This is a genomic window from Arthrobacter sp. MYb229 (assembly GCF_002975405.1).
Classification (GTDB): domain Bacteria; phylum Actinomycetota; class Actinomycetes; order Actinomycetales; family Micrococcaceae; genus Glutamicibacter.
This window is the reverse complement of sequence record NZ_PCPS01000003.1, coordinates 81863-102899: the sequence shown is the minus strand read 5'-3', so window position 1 is coordinate 102899 and position 21037 is coordinate 81863. Positions and strand designations below refer to the sequence as shown.

At 62.2% G+C, this 21037-nt stretch carries 24 protein-coding genes; 13 read left to right on the top strand and 11 right to left on the bottom strand.

The window, feature by feature from the left end:
* Positions 1-30: 30 nt before the first annotated feature.
* Both CQ019_RS11140 and CQ019_RS11135 read right to left on the bottom strand, forming a co-directional pair.
* Positions 31-1227 (bottom strand): 4-hydroxybenzoate 3-monooxygenase, encoded by a 1197-nt coding sequence (locus CQ019_RS11140; RefSeq protein ID WP_105569703.1) that lies wholly within the window; start codon positions 1225-1227, stop codon positions 31-33.
* A gap of 311 nt (positions 1228-1538) precedes the next feature.
* Positions 1539-2285, bottom strand: coding sequence for an IclR family transcriptional regulator (locus CQ019_RS11135; RefSeq protein ID WP_105569702.1), 747 nt, complete (start codon positions 2283-2285; stop codon positions 1539-1541).
* Positions 2286-2461: 176 nt separating this feature from the next.
* Here CQ019_RS11135 and CQ019_RS11130 point away from each other — a divergent pair, with 176 nt between their 5' ends.
* The 5 genes from CQ019_RS11130 (at position 2462) to CQ019_RS11110 (ending at position 6803) form a co-directional block, all read left to right on the top strand.
* The gene (locus CQ019_RS11130; RefSeq protein WP_105569701.1) at positions 2462-3166 is read left to right on the top strand and encodes a DUF6318 family protein; all 705 of its coding nucleotides are present in this window, start codon (positions 2462-2464) and stop codon (positions 3164-3166) included.
* Positions 3167-3341: 175 nt separating this feature from the next.
* On the top strand, positions 3342-4553 hold the full coding sequence (locus CQ019_RS11125) for a thiolase family protein (RefSeq protein WP_105569700.1): 1212 nt from the start codon (positions 3342-3344) through the stop codon (positions 4551-4553).
* Positions 4554-4594: 41 nt separating this feature from the next.
* Positions 4595-5266 carry a 3-oxoacid CoA-transferase subunit A gene (locus CQ019_RS11120; protein WP_105569699.1) on the top strand — a complete coding sequence of 224 codons (672 nt, stop codon included), beginning with the start codon at positions 4595-4597 and terminating at the stop codon, positions 5264-5266.
* A complete protein-coding gene (locus CQ019_RS11115; RefSeq protein ID WP_105569698.1) occupies positions 5266-5922 on the top strand; it encodes a 3-oxoacid CoA-transferase subunit B in 657 nt (218 codons plus the stop codon). Before CQ019_RS11120 ends, CQ019_RS11115 begins: the two co-directional genes overlap by 1 nt.
* A 98-nt stretch (positions 5923-6020) precedes the next feature.
* A complete protein-coding gene (locus CQ019_RS11110; RefSeq protein WP_181148430.1) occupies positions 6021-6803 on the top strand; it encodes an IclR family transcriptional regulator C-terminal domain-containing protein in 783 nt (260 codons plus the stop codon).
* Between the two features lie 4 nt (positions 6804-6807).
* Here the strand turns inward: CQ019_RS11110 and CQ019_RS11105 are convergent, their stop codons facing one another.
* Positions 6808-7200, bottom strand: a complete 393-nt coding sequence (locus tag CQ019_RS11105; protein ID WP_105569697.1) for a VOC family protein — start codon at positions 7198-7200, stop codon at positions 6808-6810.
* Between the two features lie 215 nt (positions 7201-7415).
* Here CQ019_RS11105 and CQ019_RS11100 point away from each other — a divergent pair, with 215 nt between their 5' ends.
* Entirely contained in the window at positions 7416-8066 is a 651-nt protein-coding gene (locus CQ019_RS11100; RefSeq protein WP_105569696.1) for an alpha/beta hydrolase, read from the top strand.
* Positions 8067-8391: 325 nt separating this feature from the next.
* Positions 8392-8685 (top strand): DUF6966 domain-containing protein, encoded by a 294-nt coding sequence (locus tag CQ019_RS11095; protein WP_105650160.1) that lies wholly within the window; start codon positions 8392-8394, stop codon positions 8683-8685.
* Positions 8686-8948: 263 nt separating this feature from the next.
* On the opposite strand, the gene CQ019_RS11090 is transcribed toward CQ019_RS11095, so the two are convergent.
* Genes CQ019_RS11090 through CQ019_RS11080 form a run of 3 tightly spaced genes read right to left on the bottom strand, consistent with a single transcriptional unit; the run spans position 8949 to position 11118 of the window.
* On the bottom strand, positions 8949-9350 hold the full coding sequence (locus CQ019_RS11090; RefSeq protein ID WP_105553433.1) for a RidA family protein: 402 nt from the start codon (positions 9348-9350) through the stop codon (positions 8949-8951).
* Positions 9347-10108, bottom strand: a complete 762-nt coding sequence (locus tag CQ019_RS11085) for an IclR family transcriptional regulator (RefSeq protein ID WP_105569694.1) — start codon at positions 10106-10108, stop codon at positions 9347-9349. The genes CQ019_RS11090 and CQ019_RS11085 overlap by 4 nt, the downstream gene beginning before the upstream one ends.
* Positions 10105-11118 (bottom strand): sugar kinase, encoded by a 1014-nt coding sequence (locus CQ019_RS11080; protein ID WP_105569693.1) that lies wholly within the window; start codon positions 11116-11118, stop codon positions 10105-10107. Before CQ019_RS11080 ends, CQ019_RS11085 begins: the two co-directional genes overlap by 4 nt.
* 159 nt (positions 11119-11277) lie before the next feature.
* Between CQ019_RS11080 and CQ019_RS11075 the strand changes: the two genes are divergently transcribed.
* The 4 genes from CQ019_RS11075 to CQ019_RS11060 are packed head-to-tail and all read left to right on the top strand — an operon-like array spanning position 11278 to position 16298.
* On the top strand, positions 11278-12600 hold the full coding sequence (locus CQ019_RS11075; RefSeq protein WP_105569692.1) for an alanine racemase: 1323 nt from the start codon (positions 11278-11280) through the stop codon (positions 12598-12600).
* 9 nt (positions 12601-12609) lie between these two features.
* Positions 12610-14247 (top strand): amidohydrolase family protein, encoded by a 1638-nt coding sequence (locus CQ019_RS11070; RefSeq protein WP_105569691.1) that lies wholly within the window; start codon positions 12610-12612, stop codon positions 14245-14247.
* Positions 14244-14876: a bifunctional 4-hydroxy-2-oxoglutarate aldolase/2-dehydro-3-deoxy-phosphogluconate aldolase gene (locus CQ019_RS11065; protein WP_105553428.1), complete on the top strand. Its 633-nt coding sequence runs from the start codon at positions 14244-14246 to the stop codon at positions 14874-14876. Before CQ019_RS11070 ends, CQ019_RS11065 begins: the two co-directional genes overlap by 4 nt.
* Positions 14877-14903: 27 nt before the next feature.
* On the top strand, positions 14904-16298 hold the full coding sequence (locus CQ019_RS11060) for a GntP family permease (protein ID WP_105553427.1): 1395 nt from the start codon (positions 14904-14906) through the stop codon (positions 16296-16298).
* Between the two features lie 287 nt (positions 16299-16585).
* Here CQ019_RS11060 and CQ019_RS11055 read toward each other — a convergent pair whose 3' ends face one another.
* The 5 genes from CQ019_RS11055 to CQ019_RS11035 are packed head-to-tail and all read right to left on the bottom strand — an operon-like array spanning position 16586 to position 19338.
* On the bottom strand, positions 16586-16795 hold the full coding sequence (locus tag CQ019_RS11055; protein ID WP_105569690.1) for a DUF1653 domain-containing protein: 210 nt from the start codon (positions 16793-16795) through the stop codon (positions 16586-16588).
* A 30-nt stretch (positions 16796-16825) separates the two neighbouring features.
* A complete protein-coding gene (locus tag CQ019_RS11050) occupies positions 16826-17326 on the bottom strand; it encodes a molybdopterin-binding protein (RefSeq protein ID WP_105553425.1) in 501 nt (166 codons plus the stop codon).
* Positions 17316-17804 carry a cyclic pyranopterin monophosphate synthase MoaC gene (moaC, locus tag CQ019_RS11045; RefSeq protein WP_105553424.1) on the bottom strand — a complete coding sequence of 163 codons (489 nt, stop codon included), beginning with the start codon at positions 17802-17804 and terminating at the stop codon, positions 17316-17318. The genes CQ019_RS11050 and moaC overlap by 11 nt, the downstream gene beginning before the upstream one ends.
* On the bottom strand, positions 17797-19059 hold the full coding sequence (gene glp / locus CQ019_RS11040) for a gephyrin-like molybdotransferase Glp (RefSeq protein WP_105569689.1): 1263 nt from the start codon (positions 19057-19059) through the stop codon (positions 17797-17799). Before glp ends, moaC begins: the two co-directional genes overlap by 8 nt.
* A gap of 9 nt (positions 19060-19068) precedes the next feature.
* Positions 19069-19338 (bottom strand): MoaD/ThiS family protein, encoded by a 270-nt coding sequence (locus CQ019_RS11035; protein ID WP_105569688.1) that lies wholly within the window; start codon positions 19336-19338, stop codon positions 19069-19071.
* Positions 19339-19398: 60 nt separating this feature from the next.
* On the opposite strand from CQ019_RS11035, the gene CQ019_RS11030 reads away from it, so the two are divergent.
* Both CQ019_RS11030 and CQ019_RS11025 read left to right on the top strand, forming a co-directional pair.
* Positions 19399-20613 (top strand): ThiF family adenylyltransferase, encoded by a 1215-nt coding sequence (locus CQ019_RS11030; protein ID WP_105569687.1) that lies wholly within the window; start codon positions 19399-19401, stop codon positions 20611-20613.
* On the top strand, positions 20610-21032 hold the full coding sequence (locus tag CQ019_RS11025; protein WP_105553421.1) for a molybdenum cofactor biosynthesis protein MoaE: 423 nt from the start codon (positions 20610-20612) through the stop codon (positions 21030-21032). Before CQ019_RS11030 ends, CQ019_RS11025 begins: the two co-directional genes overlap by 4 nt.
* Positions 21033-21037 lie beyond the last annotated feature (5 nt).

Here is a 21037-nt window from a genome sequence, read left to right as displayed (position 1 = left end):
GGTGTGGTGGAGAAAAGGCTGGGGTGAAGGCTAGGCGTGCGGCCAGCCGGTATAGGACTCGGCCAGGTACTGCATGCCATAGCGCGAGGAGGTCACGGTATCCAGCTCGCCGAGGGCGCGCCGGGCCATGAACGGATCGGCACCAACAGGGGTGTGCAGCATCGAGGTCATCCAGTAGGAGAAATTCTGTGCCTTCCAGACCCGCTTGAGGGCCAGCTCCGAATAGCCGCCCAGCAGCTTGTCGCTGCCGCTGGAGAAGTAGGAATCCAGCGCTTCGAAGAGCACCTTCACATCGGCAAAGGCGAGGTTCAGGCCCTTGGCCCCGGTGGGCGGAACGGTGTGCCCGGCATCGCCGATCAGGAACATCCGGCCGTGGGAGAGCGGCTCGCGCACAAAGGAGCGGAAGCCGAGCACGGTCTTATCGAAGATTTCCCCGGTCTGCAGCTGGAAGTTGTCCGGGCCAGCAACGCGGCGCTGCAGTTCGGACCAGATCCGGTCATCGCTCCAGGCGTTCACGTCTTCATTCGGGTCGCACTGGAAATACATGCGCTGCACGGTGTCGCTGCGCTGGGAGATCAGCGCGAAGCCGTGCGGGGAGTTCGCGTAGATCAATTCCGGTGAGGACTTTGGCGCCTTGGCGAGGATGCCGAACCAGGCGAAGGGGTAGGTGACCTTAAAATCCTTGCGCAGAGTTTCCGGCATCTGGCGGCGTGCGAAGGACCGTGACCCGTCGGCCCCGACGATCACCTCGGCGTGCACCTCGAAGAGGTTGCCTTCCGCGTCGGTGAAGCGGAACTTCGGGGTGGAGGCCTCCATGTCCAGGATCTCGGTGACCTCGCAGGAATAGCGCACATCCCCGGCATCGCGCTGGCGGGCCGCGGCGAGATCCACGAAGACCTCGTTCTGCGCGTAGAGGGTGACCGTCGCGTCGACCAGATCGCGGAAGTCCAGCGGGTGCGATGCGCCGTTGAAACGCAGGTCGATGCCGGCGTGTTCATCGCCTTCGGTGAGCACGCGGCCCTCAACACCGGAGTCGGTGAGCATCTTGACCGCCTGGGCTTCGAGGATGCCGGCGCGGTGGGTGTTGCGGATCGTCTCGTGGTCGCGCATTTCCACGACGAGGTTGTCGATGCCCGACTTCGAAAGCAGATGCGAGAGCATCAGGCCTGCGGGGCCGCCGCCGATAATGCCGACCTTGGTCTTGATGATCCGTGGACTCTGAACCATGGGAACCTGCCTATCTGTGCGGGACCATCCGCATCGAATTTCGGCGGCGTTGCCGGAATTCCTGCGCGCGGTCGAGGAGATGGAACTTCCTCAAGGATGCGGTGGAGTCCGTCGCGCCGGCACTCGATGTCTCATTGAACGAGAAAACTTGGTCTTTGGTTACGCCTTCTCATTTCGAGATTGCCACGAACGGCTTTGCGCCTCGGTCGGACTGTCGGGCCGCCAATAGCGCGCAACGCCGAGCTGGCTTAGGGTGGGGTCGTAGAAACCCGGGTTGGCGGTGCGTGTATTCGCCAACTTTGGTCCGCGAGTTATTCTGCCCCTGGCCCCAAGGCGCGGGAAATGCCACGGGCCGCGGTCCGCAGCGCCATGACGGCCGAAGGTAGCAGATCGGAACCCCGCGGAACCACCACGGACAGCACGGCCAGCGCGTGGCCATGGTTATCGAGGATCGGTGCGGCGGCGCCGGTGGACTCCGGGTCGATGAACCCGTCGAAGGTCGCGAACCCATTGCGTCGGATCTCCGCCAGCTCGTGGCGCAGCTTCGGGTGCCGGGAGAGCATGGCCTCTGCATGGCGTTCGAGATAGCCCTCCAGTACGCTCGCGGGGGAGTAGGCCAGCAATGCCATGCCCATGGAGGTCAGATGCACCGGCATCCGCCCGGCCACATTGGCCTGGTTGACCACGGAGCCGGGTCGGGAGAGCCGCTCGATAACCAATACGTCATCCTCGTGCAGCACCGCCAGCTGAGTATTCTGGCCCACCAGCTGGTTGATGTCCTCCATGAAGGGCAGGGCCGCTTGGCGCAGCGTCAGCGTGGAAGCGCTGCGGTTGGCCAGCTCCCAGAGCCGCAGCCCCAGGCGTACCTGGCCATCAGGCTCGCGGGCCAGGAGGCCGTGGGAGATCATATTTTCCAGCAACCGGTAGGTGGTTGCCCTGGGCACGTCCGCCCGGCGGGCCAGCGCATTGACGGTCAGTGTTGGATTTTGCGTGTCAAAGGAATCGAGGATCCGCACCAGGCGGTCCAACATTGAATCCCCGCTGGGCGAATTGGCCATGGCTCTACTCTATTCCAGCAGAATCGCTGAATCCGATTGCTTGGTGTTCCAGCTCGTTGATCAAGCATTCTCCCTGAATTTCGGGTGAACTAACTGTTCACTATTCATTCGTCGATTTTAATCATTTAGGGGGATAGATTCTTTTCATTGAGAGAATCTACAGCGATAGCAGGGGAATGTTGGGTCAGAAAAATGCGCAGACCGTAGTGGCGCTCGCGATGGTCGGGGCACTAGCTCTGAGTGGTTGCGATAGTGCATCAAGCGATACCGAAGCCCAATCCTCGGCTGAATTGTCGAAGCAGCCAACTTCTGAGTCATCGACTATCCCAGCTGATCACCTGGAATCGCCCCCTGCGCAGCCGGCGAAGCCAGTAAAGCCTGCTGCGCTTGCTGAGAATACCGACAAGGGGTTGGGGGCTGCAGCCAACTACTGGGTTGAGTTGCGGAACTACGCTGTTGCAACTGGAGACACCGAGCCCTTCAGGGAATTCTCTGCTCAGGATTGCATTCTTTGCGAGAAGCTAGCTGTCCAGGTCGATGATGCCTATGCTTCGGGTGGTCGCATCGAAGGCGGTGAATTCTCTGTTGTAGAAGTTTCAGGTGTTACGGACCAATTCGGCGAAGAAGACGGGGCCGAGCAAGTCGCCATGGCGATTCTCAAATTGGAGCGAGCCGCCGGCGAAGTGATTGACTCTGATGGCAAAACAACAAGAAGGATTGAACCAGTCTCATGCGATGAAGTCGATTCGAACTGGGACGAGGTTGCCTACGATCAAGACGGAGAATTCATCGGATCCATCTGCAGTTTGGTTGCTTCGGATCCGGAATTCGTCGATTCAACTGGCTGGCAGCCGTTGGATGTGATGGTCAACGCGCAGTGAAAGACTTGGATCCCATGGTGCCCTAATCGCCTCGCTCGATTAGGGCATTTTTGTCACGTACCGGCAGTTTTGCAAAGTGAAGAAGCCTTGAAGCTACGCTCGCCAACTGCTAAAGTTCATACTACGAACAGAAGTTCACAATGTGAACAATACGCAGCGATGGAGCAGTGGATACATGCAGCAGGCCTACCTATACGACGCAATCCGTACCCCGTTCGGCAAAATCGGCGGAGCCCTTGCCTCCCACCGTCCGGACGACCTCGCGGCGCACGTAGTGCGCGAGCTGGTAGCCCGTGCTCCCAAGCTGGATGTTGCAGACATCGACGAGTCCATCTTCGGCAACGCGAACGGCGCCGGCGAGGAAAACCGCAACGTGGCCCGCATGGCCACCCTGCTCGCCGGGCTGCCAACCTCGCTGCCGGGCACCACGATGAACCGCCTGTGCGGCTCCTCGCTGGATGCCTCGATCGCGGCATCCCGCCAGATCGCTACCGGCGATGCGGACCTGGTACTGCTCGGCGGAGTCGAATCGATGAGCCGCGCCCCATGGGTGCTGCCGAAGACCGAGCGCCCCTTCCCGATGAGCAATCTCGAGCTGGCGAACACCACCCTGGGCTGGCGCCTGGTCAACCCGGCCATGCCGGGACAATGGACCGTCTCGCTGGGCGAGGCCACCGAGCAGCTGCGCGAAAAGCACAGCATCACCCGCGAGGATCAGGACGAATTCTCCGCACTTTCGCACCAGCAGGCGGCAGCGGCCTGGGACGCGGGCAAGTACGACAATCTGGTGGTCCCGGTGCCGCCGGCGAACAAGCGCGGCACCGAGTTCACCCGGGATGAAACCATTCGCGCGGATTCCACCGCCGAAACCCTGGCCAAGCTGCGCACCGTCTTCCGCACCGGCGAGAACGCCACGGTCACCGCCGGCAACGCCTCGCCGATGAACGACGGTGCCTCGGCTGCCTTCATCGGCTCGGCGCGTGGCGGCGAGTTGCTCGGCGCCGCCCCGCTGGCCCGCATCGTGTCCAACGGCGCCTCCGCGCTGGATCCGCAGTTCTTCGGCTTCGCGCCGGTCGAGGCCGCGAACAAGGCCCTGTCCAAGGCCGGGCTGAAATGGTCGGATATCGCCGCCGTCGAGCTGAACGAAGCCTTCGCGGCGCAGTCCCTTGCCTGCATCCGCGCCTGGGATATCGACCCAACCATCGTCAATGCCTGGGGCGGCGCCATCTCCATCGGCCACCCATTGGGCGCCTCGGGCCTGCGCATCCTGGGCACCGTGGCCCGCCGCCTGGCGGAATCCGGTGAGCGCTACGGTGTGGCAGCGATTTGCATCGGTGTCGGCCAGGGCCTGGCGGTAGTCGTCGAGAACGAAAACGCAACCAAGTAGTTCCGCTGCTTGGGTCTGGAAACTTCGAGAAAGGCAGAATTATGGCACCACGCATTGCCACCTCGGCGGCCGACGCCGTCGCCGAAATTAAGGACGGCTCAACCGTCCTGATCGGCGGCTTCGGCAACGCCGGCCAGCCGATGGAACTGATCGACGCGCTCATGGAGTGCGGCGCCAACGAGCTGACCGTGGTCAACAACAACGCGGGCCAGGCCGATGCCGGGCTCGCGCTGCTGATCAAGGAACGCCGAGTCAAGAAGATCATCTGTTCCTTCCCGCGCCAGTCCGACTCCTGGCACTTCGACGAGGCCTACCGGGCCGGCGAGATCGAGCTCGAACTCGTTCCGCAGGGCAACCTGGCCGAGCGCATCCGCGCCGCAGGCGCCGGGATCGGCGGCTTCTTCACCCCGACCGGCTACGGCACGCTGCTGGCAGAAGGCAAGGAAACCCGCGTCATCGACGGCAAGGGCTATGTCCTGGAAACCCCGATCAACGCGGATTTCGCATTGATCAAGGCGCTGAAGGCCGACACGCTGGGCAACCTGGTGTACCGCAAGACCGCCCGGAACTTCGGCCCAATCATGGCCACCGCGGCCAAGCAGGCCATCGTGCAGGTGGATGAGGTTGTCCAAGCTGGCGGCCTTGACCCGGAGAACGTCATCACCCCGGGCATCTACGTGGATACCGTCGTGGCACTTGGAGGAACTAAGTAATGAGCAACTACTCCAGCACCGAAGAAAAACTGAGCCGGGACGAAATGGCCCAGCGCGTCGCCGCAGACATTCCTGCCGGTGCCTTCGTCAACCTCGGCATCGGCCAGCCGACCAACGTGTCCAACTTCCTGACCGGTGAACAGGGAGTTACCCTGCACACCGAAAACGGCATGCTGGGCATGGGGCCGGTGGCCACCGGAGAGGACGTTGACGAGGACCTGATCAACGCCGGCAAGATCCCGGTGACCGAACTTCCCGGGGCCTCCTTCTTCCACCATGCCGATTCCTTCGCCATGATGCGCGGCGGGCACCTGGATGTCTGCGTACTCGGAGCTTTCCAGGTATCCGGTGCCGGAGACCTGGCCAATTGGCACACCGGGGCAGAAGGCGCGATTCCTGCCGTCGGCGGAGCCATGGATCTGGCCATCGGCGCGAAGCAGACCTGGGTGATGATGAGCCTGTTCACCAAGACCGGTGAATCAAAGCTTGTCGAAGCGCTGTCCTACCCGGTGACCGGATTGGGCTGCGTCTCGCGGATCTACACCGAGGTGGCGATCTTCGAACTGCTCGATTCAAAGGTCTTCGTGCGCTCCAGCCATGGACTCAGCTTCGAGGAACTGCAGGCCAAGGTGCCGGTAGAACTAATCAAGGCCTAGAACACAGTAGATTAGTGGGGGTGCTTCCGAATGATTTCGGGGCACCCCCAATTTTCATAACCCGCGCGCCGCACGGTGAGGCGCGCGCAAGGAGCACGGTGAGCGAGCAGGCAGCAAATAGTACGTCGGTCCAGTCCTTAGCGCGGGGTCTCCAGGTGATCAGCAGCTTCGACGCTGAGCATCCGTCGATGACCCTCTCCGAGGTCGCGGTGCGCACTTCGCTATCGCGCGCCACCGCACGCCGCTTTCTGCTGACCCTGCAAGATCTGGGCTACGTCCGTTCTGACGGCAAGCATTTCGAACTGACCTCCAAGGTTTTGCAGCTTGGCTACGCCTACCTTTCCAGTGCCACGTTGCCGCAGCTGATCGAGCCGGTATTGGAAGAGCTCTCCGCAACGGTCCATGAGTCGGCTTCGGCCTCGGTATTGGACGGAACCGAAATCGTCTACATTGCCCGCGTGCATACCCGCTCGATCATGCGAGTCGGGATCTCGGTGGGCACTCGGTTCCCCGCGGTGAATACCTCGATGGGCCGGGTCCTCCTGGCCTACCAGCCCGAAACGGTGCGCGAATCAGTGCTGGCTGCCGGGGTTCATGCGACCACCGGGCTGGGCATCGGCAGCGCGGATCAGTTGCGCGTGGAGCTGGAGCGGATCCGCGCGCAGGGGTTCGCCGTGGTGGACCAGGAGCTGGAAATCGGGTTGCGCTCGGTGGCGGTCCCGGTTTTCACTTCGGAGGCAAGCGTGGCGGCCGCGATGAATGTGTCGATGAGCGTGCACCCCAAATCGGCGTTGAGCGCCGAACAGGCGGCGGAAGCCGTCCTTCCCGAATTGCTGAGGGCCGCCGAGCAGGTGCGCGAAGCCCTGGCCGCGAGCCGCTGAGCAGCTACAGCTCGCGCGCATCGCGCCGGATCGGGTGGTGCTCGGGAACCTGTACCAGCACGATGCGGGTCCCGTCGGGATCCTGGATCCAGCCTTCGATGAGCCCCCATGGCTCTGTGAGCGCTTCGCGGAGGATGGGCACTCCCTGGCCAGCCAGCCGCTCCAGCTGGGCCTCCACATCGCGGACCTGGATCCACAACACCAGGGAGGAGGCGGTCGCCGGGTCGCGTTGGCCGGAGACCTCCAGCAGTCCGTTGCCGAGGAAAAACACCTCGCCGCGGTGCTCGGGCGGGCCGAATTCGCGGGACACCGCCAACTGCAGCACGTCGCGGTAGAAGCTCTGGGTTTCGGCCAGGTTCACGGGCCGCAGCAGCACTCGGCTTGAAAGGATTTCCATGGGCACCAATCTATCCGGCGGCCGCTGTGCAGCCTAGCGCCGCGGAGGCGCAGATCTCCGGTGGAGAATATGGAGGCTGACAAAATATTTGTTGTAACTTCAACTAAAACCTGTAATGTTGTCATAGCGGAGTCCGTTGCCGCGACTAAGCGGCCACGGAAACCCAGCCATCGCCGGGCCCGGCCCGGACGTAAATCACGAGGAGTTGATCCGCCATGACCGACCTACTGAGCGACATCCGTTCGGCAGACTGGAACCGCACCGCCGAACCCGGCGCGGTAATCCTGTTCTTGCACGGCTTCGGCTCCAACGAAAACGATCTGAGCTCGCTGGCGGAGCCGCTCGGGTTCAAGCTGCCTTGGGCATCGCTTCGCGCTCCGCTGGAACTCGGCAACGGCGGCGCCGCTTGGTTCCAGATCACCACCCCGGGAGTGCCCGACGCGGCTCCCGTCGAGGCGGCCACCGCAGCCATCTGGGCTTGGATCGATGAAAACGTCGATGCCGGCACGAAGGTCATCCCGATCGGGTTCTCGCAGGGCGGTCTGATGGCCAGCCAGCTGCTGCGCACCCGTCCGGAGCGCGTAGTTGCCACCACGATCCTCGGCGGATTTGTGCTCGGCGGCGAACAGCCGGCCGATGCCCGGCTCGCCGCTCAGCGTCCGGCAGTGTTCTGGGGCCGCGGCACCGAGGACCGGGTGATCGCCCCGGTGGCGATCGCGCGCACCACCGACTTCCTGCCCCAGCACTCGTCGCTGACCGAGCGCACCTACCCGGGCCTGGCCCACGGGATCAACATCGAGGAACTGGACGACGTGCGCAGCCACGTCACCGAGGCGCTGGCCGCCTTGCCAGCCGCCAAGGGCTGAGCCCGCCGGCGCCTTTCACGATCGGGACCTTCGATTTCGGTGAACCGGCCAGCGGCGCCCAAAGCCAGTTGCCGGAGCGCTACGGCGAATACTCTGAAGAGAAGCTGGATCTGCTGCTGCGGATAGGTGCGGAAGAACCCGGACATCTGGATCGTGAATCCTTTTAAGCTATGAGGCATCCCTTTTTTCTGGCCCGGAGTAGGGCTTGGTGGGCTGTCGCCGGGGCAAGCGCTGAGCTGAATCGGGCCGCTGGCCACGGATGTTCTGCCGGCGGTGCGCGCAGCGCCGAAGCAGTAGCCTTGGCGGGCACGGGTAATCTTGGTTCATGGCCACGGTAGAACGAACGTTGATTGAAATCCGCGAGGCAATCGCGAAACTGCATCGCGCCGCGGCACACGACCAGGATCCGCAGCGCGCCCATGCGGCGCACTGGCTCGATGGACTCTTTGAAAACGTTGAATCCCGTGCGCAATTGCGCGAGGCGGCCAGGCAGGCCCTGGAGCTCTATCGTGGCGGAATGGGATCTTTCCAAGACGTGGGTACCGCGGTCATGGCCGAGGCCGTGGACGGACTGCGCCGTGCGCTTAGCGCAGCCCGCTCGTGGTTGCTGCGGGACTAATCGCGGCTCGTTGAGCCCGCCGGAAGAATGAGGCAAATTTACCGGCAGCGCATTGGCGCGACGGCCGAACGCCGCGGCAAACCCCGACAACTCGAAACCGCCTAGGGTCCGGTCCGTTCGGGTCTCCTGTCGGTGGGTGAAGTGCGAATCGGATTGCCAGTTCCGCGCATTTGATGACTGCGCCGCAACGTTGAACGCTCAACACAGAAAATGCAGTCCCAAGGGAAAGCCCGTGGGACTGCATTGGCAGGGTGTGAAAGAGCTTAGGCGGTTACGGCCAAAGCATCGATTTCCACGAGCATAACCTCGTGCGGCAGGTCGACAAACACCGTGGTGCGGCTCGGAAGCTGGCCGCTTGGGACGTTCTCCTTGATGAACTCGCCGTACACCTCGTTCATGGCGGCAAAGTCATCGCGCGTGGTCAGGTAAACACGGAACATGATGACATCCTCTACTGAGGAACCGCCAGCTTCCAAGATGGCCTTGACGTTTTCCAAGGTACGCCGAGTCTGTCCCTTGACATCGCCGGCGGCGATGTATTCGTTGCTCACCGGATCCATTGGGCCTTGGCCGGATACCTGAAACATGCCACCTTTCTTGATTCCTTGGCTGAAGGTATGCGCCGGGGCAGGGGCGTTGTCAGTCCGGACGATTTCCTTATTCATAAGGTTTTCCTTTCGGTTGGGATGAAGCCGAGGTCGGCGGAAATCGCCTCGGCAACGGATTTGATCTCTGGCACTAGGGCCAGCAGCTCTTCCTGGCTCAGCAATACCACCGGTACCGAGCATGAGACGGCGGCCACGACATGGCTGCTAGCGTCCCGGATTGGCACGGCGACGCAGTGCACAAATTCTTCATGCTCTCGGTTGTCGAAAGCGAAGCCCTGTCGTTCGACGGTATCCAAGGCCGTCAGAAAATCTTCGGCGTTGCTTAACGTGTGCTTTGTGTAGCGGTGGTAATTCAGCGACTCGGCAATGTGCTGACGTCGTTCTACGGGCAGCTCCGAGAGCAGCACCTTGGCCACCGCGGTGGCATGCAGCGACGCGGTCAAGCCGATGCGGGAATACATGCGTACCGAGTGCCGGGACTCCAGCTTGTCGATGTACACCACCTCGGGGCCTTCGAAAGCGGCCAGGTGGATGGTCTGTCCCGTTAGCCGGTTTAGTGCGGTCAGATGCGGATGGGCTACCTGAACGATATTTCGCTGTTCCAGGGCGAGTGAGGATAGTTCAAAGAGCTTGGACCCCAATTGGTACTTGCCTTGGTCGTTGCGCACCACGAAGCGGCATTCTTCCAAGGTGTGCAACTGGCGCATGATTGTAGTCTTGTGCACTTGGCTATCGGCCGCGATGTCGTCCAAGCTTTGCGGTTCAGTGGCGATAAGGTTCAGTAGCCCTAGCGCGCGCTTGAGTGTGGCGCTCACGATATTCCTTTACGGTAGATCTGTTCACCGAAAACACTAATGCCTTCAGCTGAAAGGACTGTACCGCTCCACTGGGATTCCTGAAGCTGCAGCAGGTGCGAAATCACCTCTGCCGGGGGGAGATCGCCGCGGTCAGCGCGCACCGTGAGGGTGCAGGCTGCCGCAAGGTGGCCGCGGCGCAAGGCCCGGTGTGTGGTGAGTCCAGCCAGCAGGCCGGAGAGGAAGCCGGCCGCAAAGGAATCTCCTGCCCCGACGGGCTCGATTACATCAACTTGTAAGGAAGGCACTTCAAAGCGTCCTTCCGGGGTCAGCGCGATAGCGCTGGTGGATTCATTTTTCAGTACCAGGATCGAAGGATCTGGTAGCAGCTGGCGAATGCGTTGTTCATCGCTGGTGCCGAAGGCCAGTTCGGCTTCGTCCAGCCCCACCATGACGACATCGGCCTTATTGGCCAACTTCTGCAGCAGCGAGGCATCGCGGCCCTGCCACAGCTGAGACCTCCAATTGACATCGAAGCAGATCCGGGCTTGGCGTGGTGCGGAGCAGAGCTCGAGCATCATCTCAGCACAGGAGTCCGAGAGCGCTGCGGTAATTCCGGAGAGGTGGATCAACTTCACGGCGCGCAGTGCAGTCGCCCGGGACGGGTGGCGGAGGAAGGCGCGATCCATGGCGCTCGCTGCCGAACCGGCGCGGTAGTACAGGACCTTGGCGGGGGATCGATCGTGTGCCGGAGCCTTGACATAGAGCCCCGTGGGACGACGATCGTCAGACTCAACGAGGGAAGTGTCCACGCCCCCGGCGTTTAGTTCTTCGGTGATTCGCGACCCGAAATCATCGGCCCCCACCCGTGATACCCAGGAAACATCTACACCCATGGCTGCCAAGCCGAGCGCCACGTTGGATTCGGCCCCGCCCATGGCCAAAGCCATCTCGTGGGCGTGATGCAAGGCTGAGCCGTTGGCCGGAGTCACCATCGCCATGGTTTCTCCGAGGCAAATCACATCGCTCATGCGCTACTTCCTTATGGGTTGAGGGTTTATCGGTGATCGACGCCGGGTGGTGAGTCAAGTCTCGATAAAGCATTGACGGGATCACGGGATCAATGCTAAACATATCCAGGCAACATTTGCAATCATGATTGCGATATACGCAATGAAGGGGTTTTAGTAATGGTTTCATCCAGCAACGAGCAGATCGACGTCCAGCACGTCGCTGAGCTGTCCGCGGAAACCCTCGATTGGCGGCATCAGGCGATCCCGGCGGCTTTCCACGGCCGTACCGTCGACGAATTCCTGGCTGCGGAGCCACATCTGGGCAACCTGCAGACCCCGGTGCTGACCCTCGACGAGGCGGCCATGGCGCATAACCTCCAGTTGCTGGCCAGCTGGTGCAAACGGCACTCGGTGCTGTTGGCACCCCATGGCAAAACCACCATGGCCCCGGCACTGTGGAAACGCCAGCTCGAGTTGGGCGCCTGGGGCTTGACCTTGGCCAATGCCCACCAATTGCGCACCGCCCGGGCCTTCGGCGTGCAGCGGATCATGATCGCAAATTCAGTCACCGATCCACAGGCCATCGCGTATCTAGCGGTCGAAACCGCCAAGGGCGCGCAGATCATTTCCTGGGTCGACTCGGTGCGGACGGTCCGGCTGCTGGAGCGTGAATTGGCCACAACGCCGCAGATTGTCCTTCCAGTAATCGTCGAGCTCGGCGCCCTGAATGGACGCACCGGCGCACGTGCCAACACCGAAGCGCTGGAGATCGCACGATCCGTTGCCGCCTCGCCGCAATTGGCGTTGGCTGGCGTAGGCGGCTACGAAGGCTCACTGGCGCATACCACCGACGAAGTAGCACTCGGTGCCGTGCGTGGTTACCTGCGCCGAGTCGGAGAATTGCACCGATCCGCGCTGGATGAAAAGCTCTACGGCACGGACGAGGTGATCATCACCGCCGGCGGCAGTGCCTATTTCGACGAGGTTGCCTCCGAATTGTCCGAACTGAGCCAAGAAGCTACCGATCAGGTCCCCGCGGTGCAGGTGGTGCTGCGATCGGGTGCCTATGTGATTCACGACGACGGCTTCTACCGGATGATCTCCCCATTGGGGCGACAGGATCCAGAAGCTCCCGAAGCCCTGCGTTCGGCCATGCATGCCTGGGTCCGAGTGGTGTCCCAACCTGAGCCGGGCCTGGCCATCCTGGACGCCGGTAAGCGTGACCTTCCCTTTGACGAGGGATTGCCCGTGCCACAGGCAGTCGGCACCGGGTTAGGCAGAGAGATGACAGCACTGGAATCGGCGGCAATCACTGCGGTCAACGACCAGCATGCTTTCCTCAGCTTTGACCCGTCGCTGAAGATCAACCCCGGGGATGTAGTCCGTCTGGGACTCTCCCACCCGTGTACGGCACTGGATAAATGGACCCTGCTGCCGGTGCTCGATACGGCTGCCAACAGCAACCCGCGCATCGTTGATGCCGTGCGCACCTTTTTCTAAGGAACACCAATGAGCGAACCGACACTTTTCAGCAATGCCACGATCGTGGACGGCACCGGGGCACCGCGCTACCGTGCCGACGTCCTGATCTCCGAAGGCATCATCAAACGCATTGCCTCGGCCGGCGCCCTGGCGGCTTCCGCGGAAATACGCCAAGTAGACGCCGAATCGCTGGTGCTTAGCCCCGGATTTATCGACATGCACGCGCACTCGGACCTCTACCTGTTGACCGCCCCGGAGCATCTGCCCAAGATTACCCAGGGAGTGACCACCGAGGTGCTTGGCCAAGACGGGATCTCCTATGCGCCGGTCAATGACGAGATCCTTCCGCAGATCCGCGAAAAGATTGCCGGATGGAACGGTAACCCGCAGGATTTCGATTTTTCCTGGCGCAGCGTAGCCCAATACCTCGATCGGCTGGATGCCGAAGACGCGCAAGGCCAGCGCATCGCCACCAACGCCGCCTATCTGATCCCCCAGGGCACCGTGCGCGCGTTGGTTATGGGATTCGGGGACCTGCGCGCCGACGGCGCTCAGATCACCGCCATGCGACAGGTCATTGCCGAAGGCATGGAGCAGGGGGCGGTGGGTCTTTCCAGCGGCCTGACCTATACACCGGGCATGTATGCGAGCACCGCCGAGCTCGGAGAACTGTGCGCCGAGGTAGCCGCACACGGCGGATTCTACGCCCCGCACCACCGCTCCTACGGAAAGGGTGCGCTGGATGCCTATGCGGAGATGATCGAGCTTTCGCGATCCTCCGGATGCGCACTTCACTTGGCACACGCCACGATGAATTTCGCAGAAAATAAGGGTAAGGCGCCAGCCTTGCTCGAACTCATCGACCAGGCCTTGTCCGAAGGGGCAGATATCAGCCTCGACACCTATCCTTATCTGCCAGGCTCCACCACGCTCTCCGCAGTTCTGCCCAGCTGGTCCTCGGCCGGATCCGTGGATGACACCCTAGCGCGTCTAGCAGATCCGCAAGACCGGGCCCGCATCCGCCAGGCCTTGGAAGTCACCGGATCAGATGGCTGCCACGGAGTCGTGGCCGAGTGGGAGACCCTGGAAATTTCATCGGTGCAGAACCCAGCGCTTGCCGACTATGTGGGGCGAACTATCCAGGACATCGCCGCCACAGAACGCCGCGAACCCTTCGAGGTCTTTTGCACGATCCTCACCGAGGATCGGCTGGGGGCAGGCATCCTGCAGCATGTGGGCCACGAGGAGAACGTGCGAGCCATTATGACCCACCGCGTGCACACCGGCGGATCGGACGGGTTGCTGCACGGCGCCAAGCCGCATCCGCGGGCCTGGGGCACCTTCCCGCAATACCTAGGACGGTACTCCCGCGAACTCGGGGTGATGTCGCTGGAGGAAACCGTGCACCACCTCACCGGGCGGCCAGCGCAGCGGCTGAAGCTGGTAAAACGTGGCGAGATCCGCGAAGGCTACGCGGCGGACTTGGTGCTTTTTGACCCGCAGACCGTTGCTGCTGGATCGACTTTTGACAATCCTAAGCAACCCGCCATTGGCATCCAGGCCGTCTATGTCAACGGTGTGGCCGCACTACGCGACGGCCGGCCCACCGGAGCACGGGCCGGACGCGCCCTGCGTCGCACTACAGAAGGAACGCAAGCGTTATGACAACTACTTTGAACCAGCTGCTAGCAGCAGACAAGACCCTTGCAGTGGTGCGCGCGGAGCGCATCTCGGACGCTGCGGAACTAGCGGGGGCACTGGCTCGCGGAGGAATCCGCACCATGGAATTGACGTTCACCACCCCGAATGTACTGGAGCACATCCGCCGTGTGGCAGATACCGCACAGGAGCACGGGGTCATGATTGGCGTGGGAACGGTGCTCAGCGCCGCACAGGCAGAGGCCGCGTTGGATGCCGGGGCCCAGTTCCTGGTCACCCCGGGGCTACGCACCGAGGTCGCCGCGGTAGCTCGAGAACGCCAAGTGCCCTTCAGCCTTGGAGCGCTCACTCCCACCGAAGTTGCCCAGGCTGTTGATCTAGGTAGCGAAATCGTGAAGATTTTCCCAGCTCGTCATGTGGGGCCGGGATATCTCAAGGATCTGCTGGGTCCCTTCCCAGAGTTGAAATTGCTGCCATCTGGCGGCATCAACGAGCAGAATGCGGCGGATTTCTTAGCCGCCGGGGCGCTAGCGGTATGCTGCGGAACCTCCGTCGTGCATCCAACGTTAGTAGCCGAAGGCGCATGGGAGCAGATCACCCAACGCGCACAAAAATTTACCTCTTCACTCGGATAATTAATAGCTTAGAAACGAGGTGGCACCGTGGCCACATTCCTTGAATGGCTCAGACACGATACACTCGGCCTGCTGTTGCTGGCCGCTGCTGGCATCGCCCTGCTGCTAACCCTGATCATCAAGTCCAAAATTGAACCTTTTATTGCCCTGGTGGCTACCGGTGTGCTCGTCGCCCTTGTCGGCGGAGTCTCCCTGACAGATCTAGTCGGAACCCCGGTCAAAGCCTCAGACGCCTTGATCGAAAAGGGCTTCGCCGGCATTCTGGGCCACATCACCCTGATTATCGGTCTGGGTACCGTGTTGGGCGCCATCCTTGAACACTCTGGCGGCGCGCAAGTTCTGCTGGACAGGCTGATCAAGGTTTTCGGCGAGAAGGGGACGCCTGTGGCCATGGGCGTTACCGGTTTCCTATTGGGTATTCCGGTATTTTTCGACATCGGTATTTTCGTCTTGGCGCCATTGGTCTACGTTGCCGCGGTTCGCGGGGGACGTTCGCTCGCGCTGTACGCCTTGCCGCTTCTGGCAGGCTTGTCCGTGACGCATGCCTTCCTGCCGCCGCATCCGGGTCCGGTGGCAGCCGCCGGGTTCTTTGGCGTCTCCCTAGGCTGGATCATTGTTATGGGGCTGGCTTGTGGTATCCCGGCATGGTTTGCTTCAGGCATCATGTGGGGACGCTGGATCGGTGCTCGCGTGCATGTTGAGGTGCCAGGTGAGCACGTGCGCAATACCAAGGAAGGATCTCAGCTGCAGGCACCTGGAATTGGCAGTGTTTCCTTAGCCATTGGCCTGCCGATGGTGCTAATCCTGTGCGCAACCTTCGGCAATGTTCTACTGCCGGAAGGGTGGCTGAAAGACCTGCTGATCTTCACCGGAAATCCAGCTATCGCACTGACAATCGCGGTGTTGCTAGCCATGTGGATTCTTGGTACCCGGCGGGGGATGACCCGTGCGGAACTTTCAAAGGTCACCGGCGAGTCGCTGCGCCCGGTAGGCATGATCCTGCTCGTGGTGGGTGCTGGCGCGTTCTTCGGTGCGGTATTGGCCGCCACTGGCGTGGGGCAAGCCGTAGCCGGTTCGCTGTCACAAGCAGGCCTACCGCTGATATTGTCGGCCTACGTAATTTCCTGCGGTATGCGCATCGCGCAGGGTTCTGCCACCGTGGCTATCGTGACAACGAGCGGCATCCTTGCCCCGACTATGGCATCCGGTGATTTCAGCCAACCCCAGCTGGCGCTGATCGTCATTGCGATTTCTTCCGGTTCCATCATTGCCAGCCATGTCAACGACGGTGGCTTCTGGATTATTGCCAAGTACTTCAACATGTCGGTCAAGGACACTTTGAAAACCTGGACGGTGCTGGAGACAGTTCTGTCGGTGGTTGGTTTCGCCGTGGCCGCGACACTATTTGCGATCGTGTCTTAGCTAGGGAAGCGGACTTTGATTTGCCCCGGAGCCATGAGGGTTCCGGGGCAAATTTTATGTGTAGCTTCAAACCATGAATTACGACGGGGTGACGTCGACGTACCAGTGTTCTACCAACTCCGGCGCATGATCACCGGTTGGACCAGTGGATGCCTCCGGAACTTCGAAGAGCCCTTCGCCGGAGGCCCGTCCAAGAATCAAATTTCCGCAACCGTGCTAGGCATCGGGTGCTGAGCCGAACCTAAGATGTGGCCAATTCGCCTAAGGCAACTGCACTGCTGCAGCAGCTAGGCGATCCGGTTGAAACGCGGCCCGCGATAGCCCTCGCGCTCTACCACTTCCTCGAACATTGACAGCGGTCGGGCCCAAAAGCTGTAGTCATCGTAGAGCTTGCGATAGAACACCAGCGATTCCTCGGTTTCACTGTGCCTGCCCACGGCCAGCACCTCGTAGCGCTGCCCCTTAAAATGTTCGTAAATGCCGGCTTCAACGCTCAACGGGTGGCCTTTCCTGCCAGTAGGTGCAAATTAGCGCGGACCATGTTCGCGAGCACCGCTGCGCTGGTCCAAGAGGTGATTCAAAATAGGGTCCAGCACGGCCAGACCATCGGCCACGCCACCGGTGGATCCGGGCAGGGTCAGCACAAAACTGTTCCCGGCGAATCCGGCGACGCCACGGGTCATGATCGCCATCGGGGTCATCGCTTCGCCGCGCCGGCGGATGGCCTCGATGATCCCGGGTAGCTGCACATCCAGCAGCGGGGCAACCATCTCAGGTGACTGATCATCCGGGGAAACTCCGGTTCCTCCGGTGACCACCACCACGCGGGCTCCGGCGGCAAGCTGCTCTTCCACGGCAACGCGCACCGGCAGCCCATCGGCGGCCACCAGCGGCTGGGCGGCAGCAAAGCCGCGTTCGACGAGCCACCGGGCAATGACCGGGCCCGTCTTGTCCGTGGCGGTTCCGGCCGCGCAGCTGGTCGAGGCAACAACGACCGCGGCTCGGTCACCGGGGACTTTACCGCTCATTGTCACGAGTCCAGTCCCCGCTCTTTCCGCCGGACTTGGACAGCACCTTGATGCCGGTGACTTCGGCGTGCTTGTCTACCGCCTTGGTCATGTCATACAGGGTCAAGGCCGCGACGCTGGCAGCGGTTAGTGCTTCCATTTCCACCCCGGTGACCCCCTTGGTGGTGACCTGTGCGGTGATGCGCACGGTGTCTGCCTCGGCCGTAAAGTCCACCGATACCTTGGAGATCGGCAACGGGTGGCACAGCGGCACCAGTTCCCAGGTGCGCTTAGCCGCCATGATGCCTGCCACGCGGGCGGTGCCCAGCGCCTCGCCTTTGGGCAGGTTCCCGCTCATCAGCTGCTCGATGACATCGGGGCGGGTAACGAACAGCGCCTCGGCCGTGGCCACCCGCTTGGTGACGGTCTTGTCGCTGACATCCACCATGTGGGACGTGCCATCGGCGCGCAGGTGGGTGAGGCGTTGGTTCTCAGACATTAAAGCTCCAGGTTTCAATTTCTGCGCCGGCGGGCAAATGGGTCAGCCCCACCGGTAGATGGACTAGCGCATCGGCTCGGGCAAGATCATGGATCAGGTGCGAGCCCGGAGCGAGCACGGTGACCTGCCCATCTGCCAGCATCGCGCGGCGCACCTGATGTTTGGACTCGGGGGAGCTGACCTCATGGGCAAGCACTCCGCGCGTTGCCCGCGGCTGTGGAAGTGCTGCGAAGGCGCGCAGCAACGGGGCGAGGAAGAGCTCGGCGGAAAGCAGCGCGCTGACCGGGTTCCCGGGGAAGCAGAGTACCGGGGTACGCGAACCATCTGGGTTTTCCAAGCTCGCATGTCCCTGGGGCCCACCGGGTTGCATCGCCACATGGTGGAAGTCGCCGCCCAGGGGTTCGAGCACCTGGCGAACTACTTCGAATGCCCCGGCACTGATCCCGCCAACGGTGAGCAGCAAGTCAGCCTGCGCGGCATGCTTCAAGAGATGTTCTGAGAAAGCCTGCGGATCATCGGGCAAACGTGCCACCGAGACCTCGGCACCGTAGTCCCGCAAGAGGGCGGCGAGCATCGGGCTATTGGCATCCGGGATGCGAGCCGCCGCGACCTCGGAACCGGGGGCGGCCAGCTCGTCGCCGGTGGTGCACAGCAGCACCTGTGGCCGAGCTTGCACCGGAACTTGATGCACGCCGCTGGCCGCCAGCGCGCCTATCAAGGTGGGGGTCAGCAACTCGCCGGCCTCGGCCACGACCGCGCCGCCGGCCAGTTGTTCGCCGGCCTCGCGGATGAAACGCCCCGCGCCGCTCGGCCGTGTAAAGGTGGCCGTGCCGCACGGCGTGCCGGCTCCTGCCCGAACCAGCACAGGGAAAGCTGCTGAAACCGTCTCCTCGATGGGAACCACGGTATCTGCCCCGTAGGGGATGGGAGCGCCGGTCATCACCGGGATGACGGTACCGGGTTCAAGCTTCAATCGCGGGTCGCCGGCCGCGGCGGTGAAACGGAGCGGGAAGGTCAACGGGGATTGACTACTGGCCGCGGCGAGCTGCTGCGAGTGAAGGGCGTAGCCGTCCATCTGCGAATTGGTAAAGGCGGGGATCGGCAGCACGGCGGTGATTCGCGCGGCGGTGACCCGACCGGCGAGCGCAGGGTGGCCAATGCTCAATAGTTCCGGCGCTTCGCCGTGAAGGCGCTGCAGCATTGGCACCAGCAGATCACGCACATGGATGCGGTGGGATTCGAGAGTACAACTCATGAAGGGTGATTACCCGCCGGCGAACGGTGGAAGCACATCAACGGTCAGCGGTTTGCTGTCTGCTTCATCCCCGGCGGTGCGCAGCGCACCGGTATCGCGGCGGACCGTGCCGTTGACCAAGAAACTTCCGGAGTTGAGTACTTTTGCCATCTCTTGGCCGTACTTTTCCTGGAGTTCGGCGCGTAATTCCGCGAGCGTTGTTACGGTTGGCCAATGCTCCTCTTCGGCGCCGGCGGCCTGGGCGGCGGCGGCGAAGTAACGGATCAAGATCGAGGTCATATCTCCATGCTATCTTGTGCGTAGCGGGCAGGTAAGACGATTAACACGTAGGATCCCAGTATGAATCAAAGCGTATCTCCGGGTGGTGCCACGCCTCCTGCCGCGGTGCAGGTGGGCGCGGAACTCAACGACGAACAGCGCGCTCGTGCCCAGCGGCAGCTCTCATTGCCCGGCTTCGGTTTCGAGTCCCAACGCAGGCTTGCCCACGCGCGGGTTTTGGTCATCGGCGCCGGTGGACTGGGGTGCGCGAGCGTGCCGTATCTGGTCGGCGCCGGGGTGGGGACCATCGGGCTGGTGGATGACGATGTGGTCGAGCTTTCGAATCTGCATCGGCAGGTTGCGCACACCACGGCGAACCTCGGTGTCGCTAAGACCTCCTCTTTGGCGCAGGCGGCCAAGGCGCTGGACCCGAGCATTACGGTTGTTGAACACAACCTGCGGTTGACCGCCGAGAACGCCTTGGAGATCTTTGCCGGCTACGACCTGGTAGTTGATGGGAGCGATAATTTTCCTACCCGCTACCTGGTTAATGATGCGGCTCAGATCAGCGGGATTCCGTTGATCTGGGGATCCATCCTCGCCCATCATGGGCAGGTCAGCGTGGCTTGGCATGCGTACGGCCCGGGCTACCGGGATCTGTTCCCGAGTCCGCCGGAGCCGGGCACCGTGGTGAACTGTGCCGTCGGCGGGGTGCTGCCGGGGCTATGCGGAACGGTTGGTTCCTTGCTGGCCACCGAAACGTTGAAGGTGATTACCGGACTGGGGGACCTGCTCATTGGCCGGGTGCTGATCTATGACGCGCTCGCCGGCCGCACCAGGGAAATCGCCTACGGCCGTGACCCGCAAGGAAAACCGGTGAGCGAATTGATCGACTACGAACTATTCTGTGCCGGAGCGGAACCGCAACCCGAGGCGATCTCGGCCTCCGAACTTGCGGGAATGATGCGTTCCGGTGATGCCCCGCGTCTGCTTGACGTGCGGACCCTGGCAGAACGCGAACAGCTGCGCATCGCCGGATCCCAGTTTGTGCCGTTGGATGAGCTTGAAGCGGCTTCCCAAGCGGAGCAAGCATTGGTCCTGCCCGGTAGCGGCGAGCTGATTGTCTATTGCGCCCGTGACCCCCGATCCATCCGTGCCGCACAGCTATTAGCCAAGCGCGGGGTGCCGGTGCGCTACCTTTCAGGTGGTATTCACGAGTTCGCCCCGCTTGCCCCGGAATTCACCGCGACAGATGCCGCGGAGGCATCAACAGACAGCTTGAAGGAGAACTCATGACCGAGTTGAACAATTCACTAGCCCGCATCAGCACTGAGGCCATCGATGAGTCCGCGGTTCGAGCGGCGGTGGACGGTCCGGACGCCGGAGCGGTGGTGATGTTCCATGGCATCGTACGCAACCATGACGGCGGCGAAAAGGTCCTGGGACTGGACTACTCAAGCCACCCGCAGGCCGAAGAGTTTCTGGCCAAGATCCTGGCCGAAGAGCAGGAACGCTCCGGGGTGCGTATGGCGGCGGTGCACCGCGTGGGGGAACTGAAAATTGGCGACGCCGCCTTGGTCGCGGCGTCCGCCGCCGCGCACCGTGGTGAGGCCTTCGCCGCCATCGAGGCTTTGGTTGAGCGCATCAAGCACGAGGTGCCGATCTGGAAGCGTCAGCATTTCGAAGCGGGAACCAGTCAATGGGTGGGTCTCTAAGCACG

Excerpts from the sequence above, each read along its gene's own strand:
- CQ019_RS11140 (WP_105569703.1), bottom strand. The coding sequence starts at position 1,227 with ATGGTTCAGAGTCCACGGATCATCAAGACCAAGGTCGGCATTATCGGC.
- CQ019_RS11135 (WP_105569702.1), bottom strand. The coding sequence starts at position 2,285 with ATGGCCAATTCGCCCAGCGGGGATTCAATGTTGGACCGCCTGGTGCGG.
- CQ019_RS11130 (WP_105569701.1), top strand. The coding sequence starts at position 2,462 with ATGTTGGGTCAGAAAAATGCGCAGACCGTAGTGGCGCTCGCGATGGTC.
- CQ019_RS11125 (WP_105569700.1), top strand. The coding sequence starts at position 3,342 with ATGCAGCAGGCCTACCTATACGACGCAATCCGTACCCCGTTCGGCAAA.
- CQ019_RS11120 (WP_105569699.1), top strand. The coding sequence starts at position 4,595 with ATGGCACCACGCATTGCCACCTCGGCGGCCGACGCCGTCGCCGAAATT.
- CQ019_RS11115 (WP_105569698.1), top strand. The coding sequence starts at position 5,266 with ATGAGCAACTACTCCAGCACCGAAGAAAAACTGAGCCGGGACGAAATG.
- CQ019_RS11105 (WP_105569697.1), bottom strand. The coding sequence starts at position 7,200 with ATGGAAATCCTTTCAAGCCGAGTGCTGCTGCGGCCCGTGAACCTGGCC.
- CQ019_RS11100 (WP_105569696.1), top strand. The coding sequence starts at position 7,416 with ATGACCGACCTACTGAGCGACATCCGTTCGGCAGACTGGAACCGCACC.
- CQ019_RS11095 (WP_105650160.1), top strand. The coding sequence starts at position 8,392 with ATGGCCACGGTAGAACGAACGTTGATTGAAATCCGCGAGGCAATCGCG.
- CQ019_RS11090 (WP_105553433.1), bottom strand. The coding sequence starts at position 9,350 with ATGAATAAGGAAATCGTCCGGACTGACAACGCCCCTGCCCCGGCGCAT.
- CQ019_RS11080 (WP_105569693.1), bottom strand. The coding sequence starts at position 11,118 with ATGAGCGATGTGATTTGCCTCGGAGAAACCATGGCGATGGTGACTCCG.
- CQ019_RS11075 (WP_105569692.1), top strand. The coding sequence starts at position 11,278 with ATGGTTTCATCCAGCAACGAGCAGATCGACGTCCAGCACGTCGCTGAG.
- CQ019_RS11070 (WP_105569691.1), top strand. The coding sequence starts at position 12,610 with ATGAGCGAACCGACACTTTTCAGCAATGCCACGATCGTGGACGGCACC.
- CQ019_RS11065 (WP_105553428.1), top strand. The coding sequence starts at position 14,244 with ATGACAACTACTTTGAACCAGCTGCTAGCAGCAGACAAGACCCTTGCA.
- CQ019_RS11050 (WP_105553425.1), bottom strand. The coding sequence starts at position 17,326 with ATGAGCGGTAAAGTCCCCGGTGACCGAGCCGCGGTCGTTGTTGCCTCG.
- moaC (WP_105553424.1), bottom strand. The coding sequence starts at position 17,804 with ATGTCTGAGAACCAACGCCTCACCCACCTGCGCGCCGATGGCACGTCC.
- glp (WP_105569689.1), bottom strand. The coding sequence starts at position 19,059 with ATGAGTTGTACTCTCGAATCCCACCGCATCCATGTGCGTGATCTGCTG.
- CQ019_RS11035 (WP_105569688.1), bottom strand. The coding sequence starts at position 19,338 with ATGACCTCGATCTTGATCCGTTACTTCGCCGCCGCCGCCCAGGCCGCC.
- CQ019_RS11030 (WP_105569687.1), top strand. The coding sequence starts at position 19,399 with ATGAATCAAAGCGTATCTCCGGGTGGTGCCACGCCTCCTGCCGCGGTG.
- CQ019_RS11025 (WP_105553421.1), top strand. The coding sequence starts at position 20,610 with ATGACCGAGTTGAACAATTCACTAGCCCGCATCAGCACTGAGGCCATC.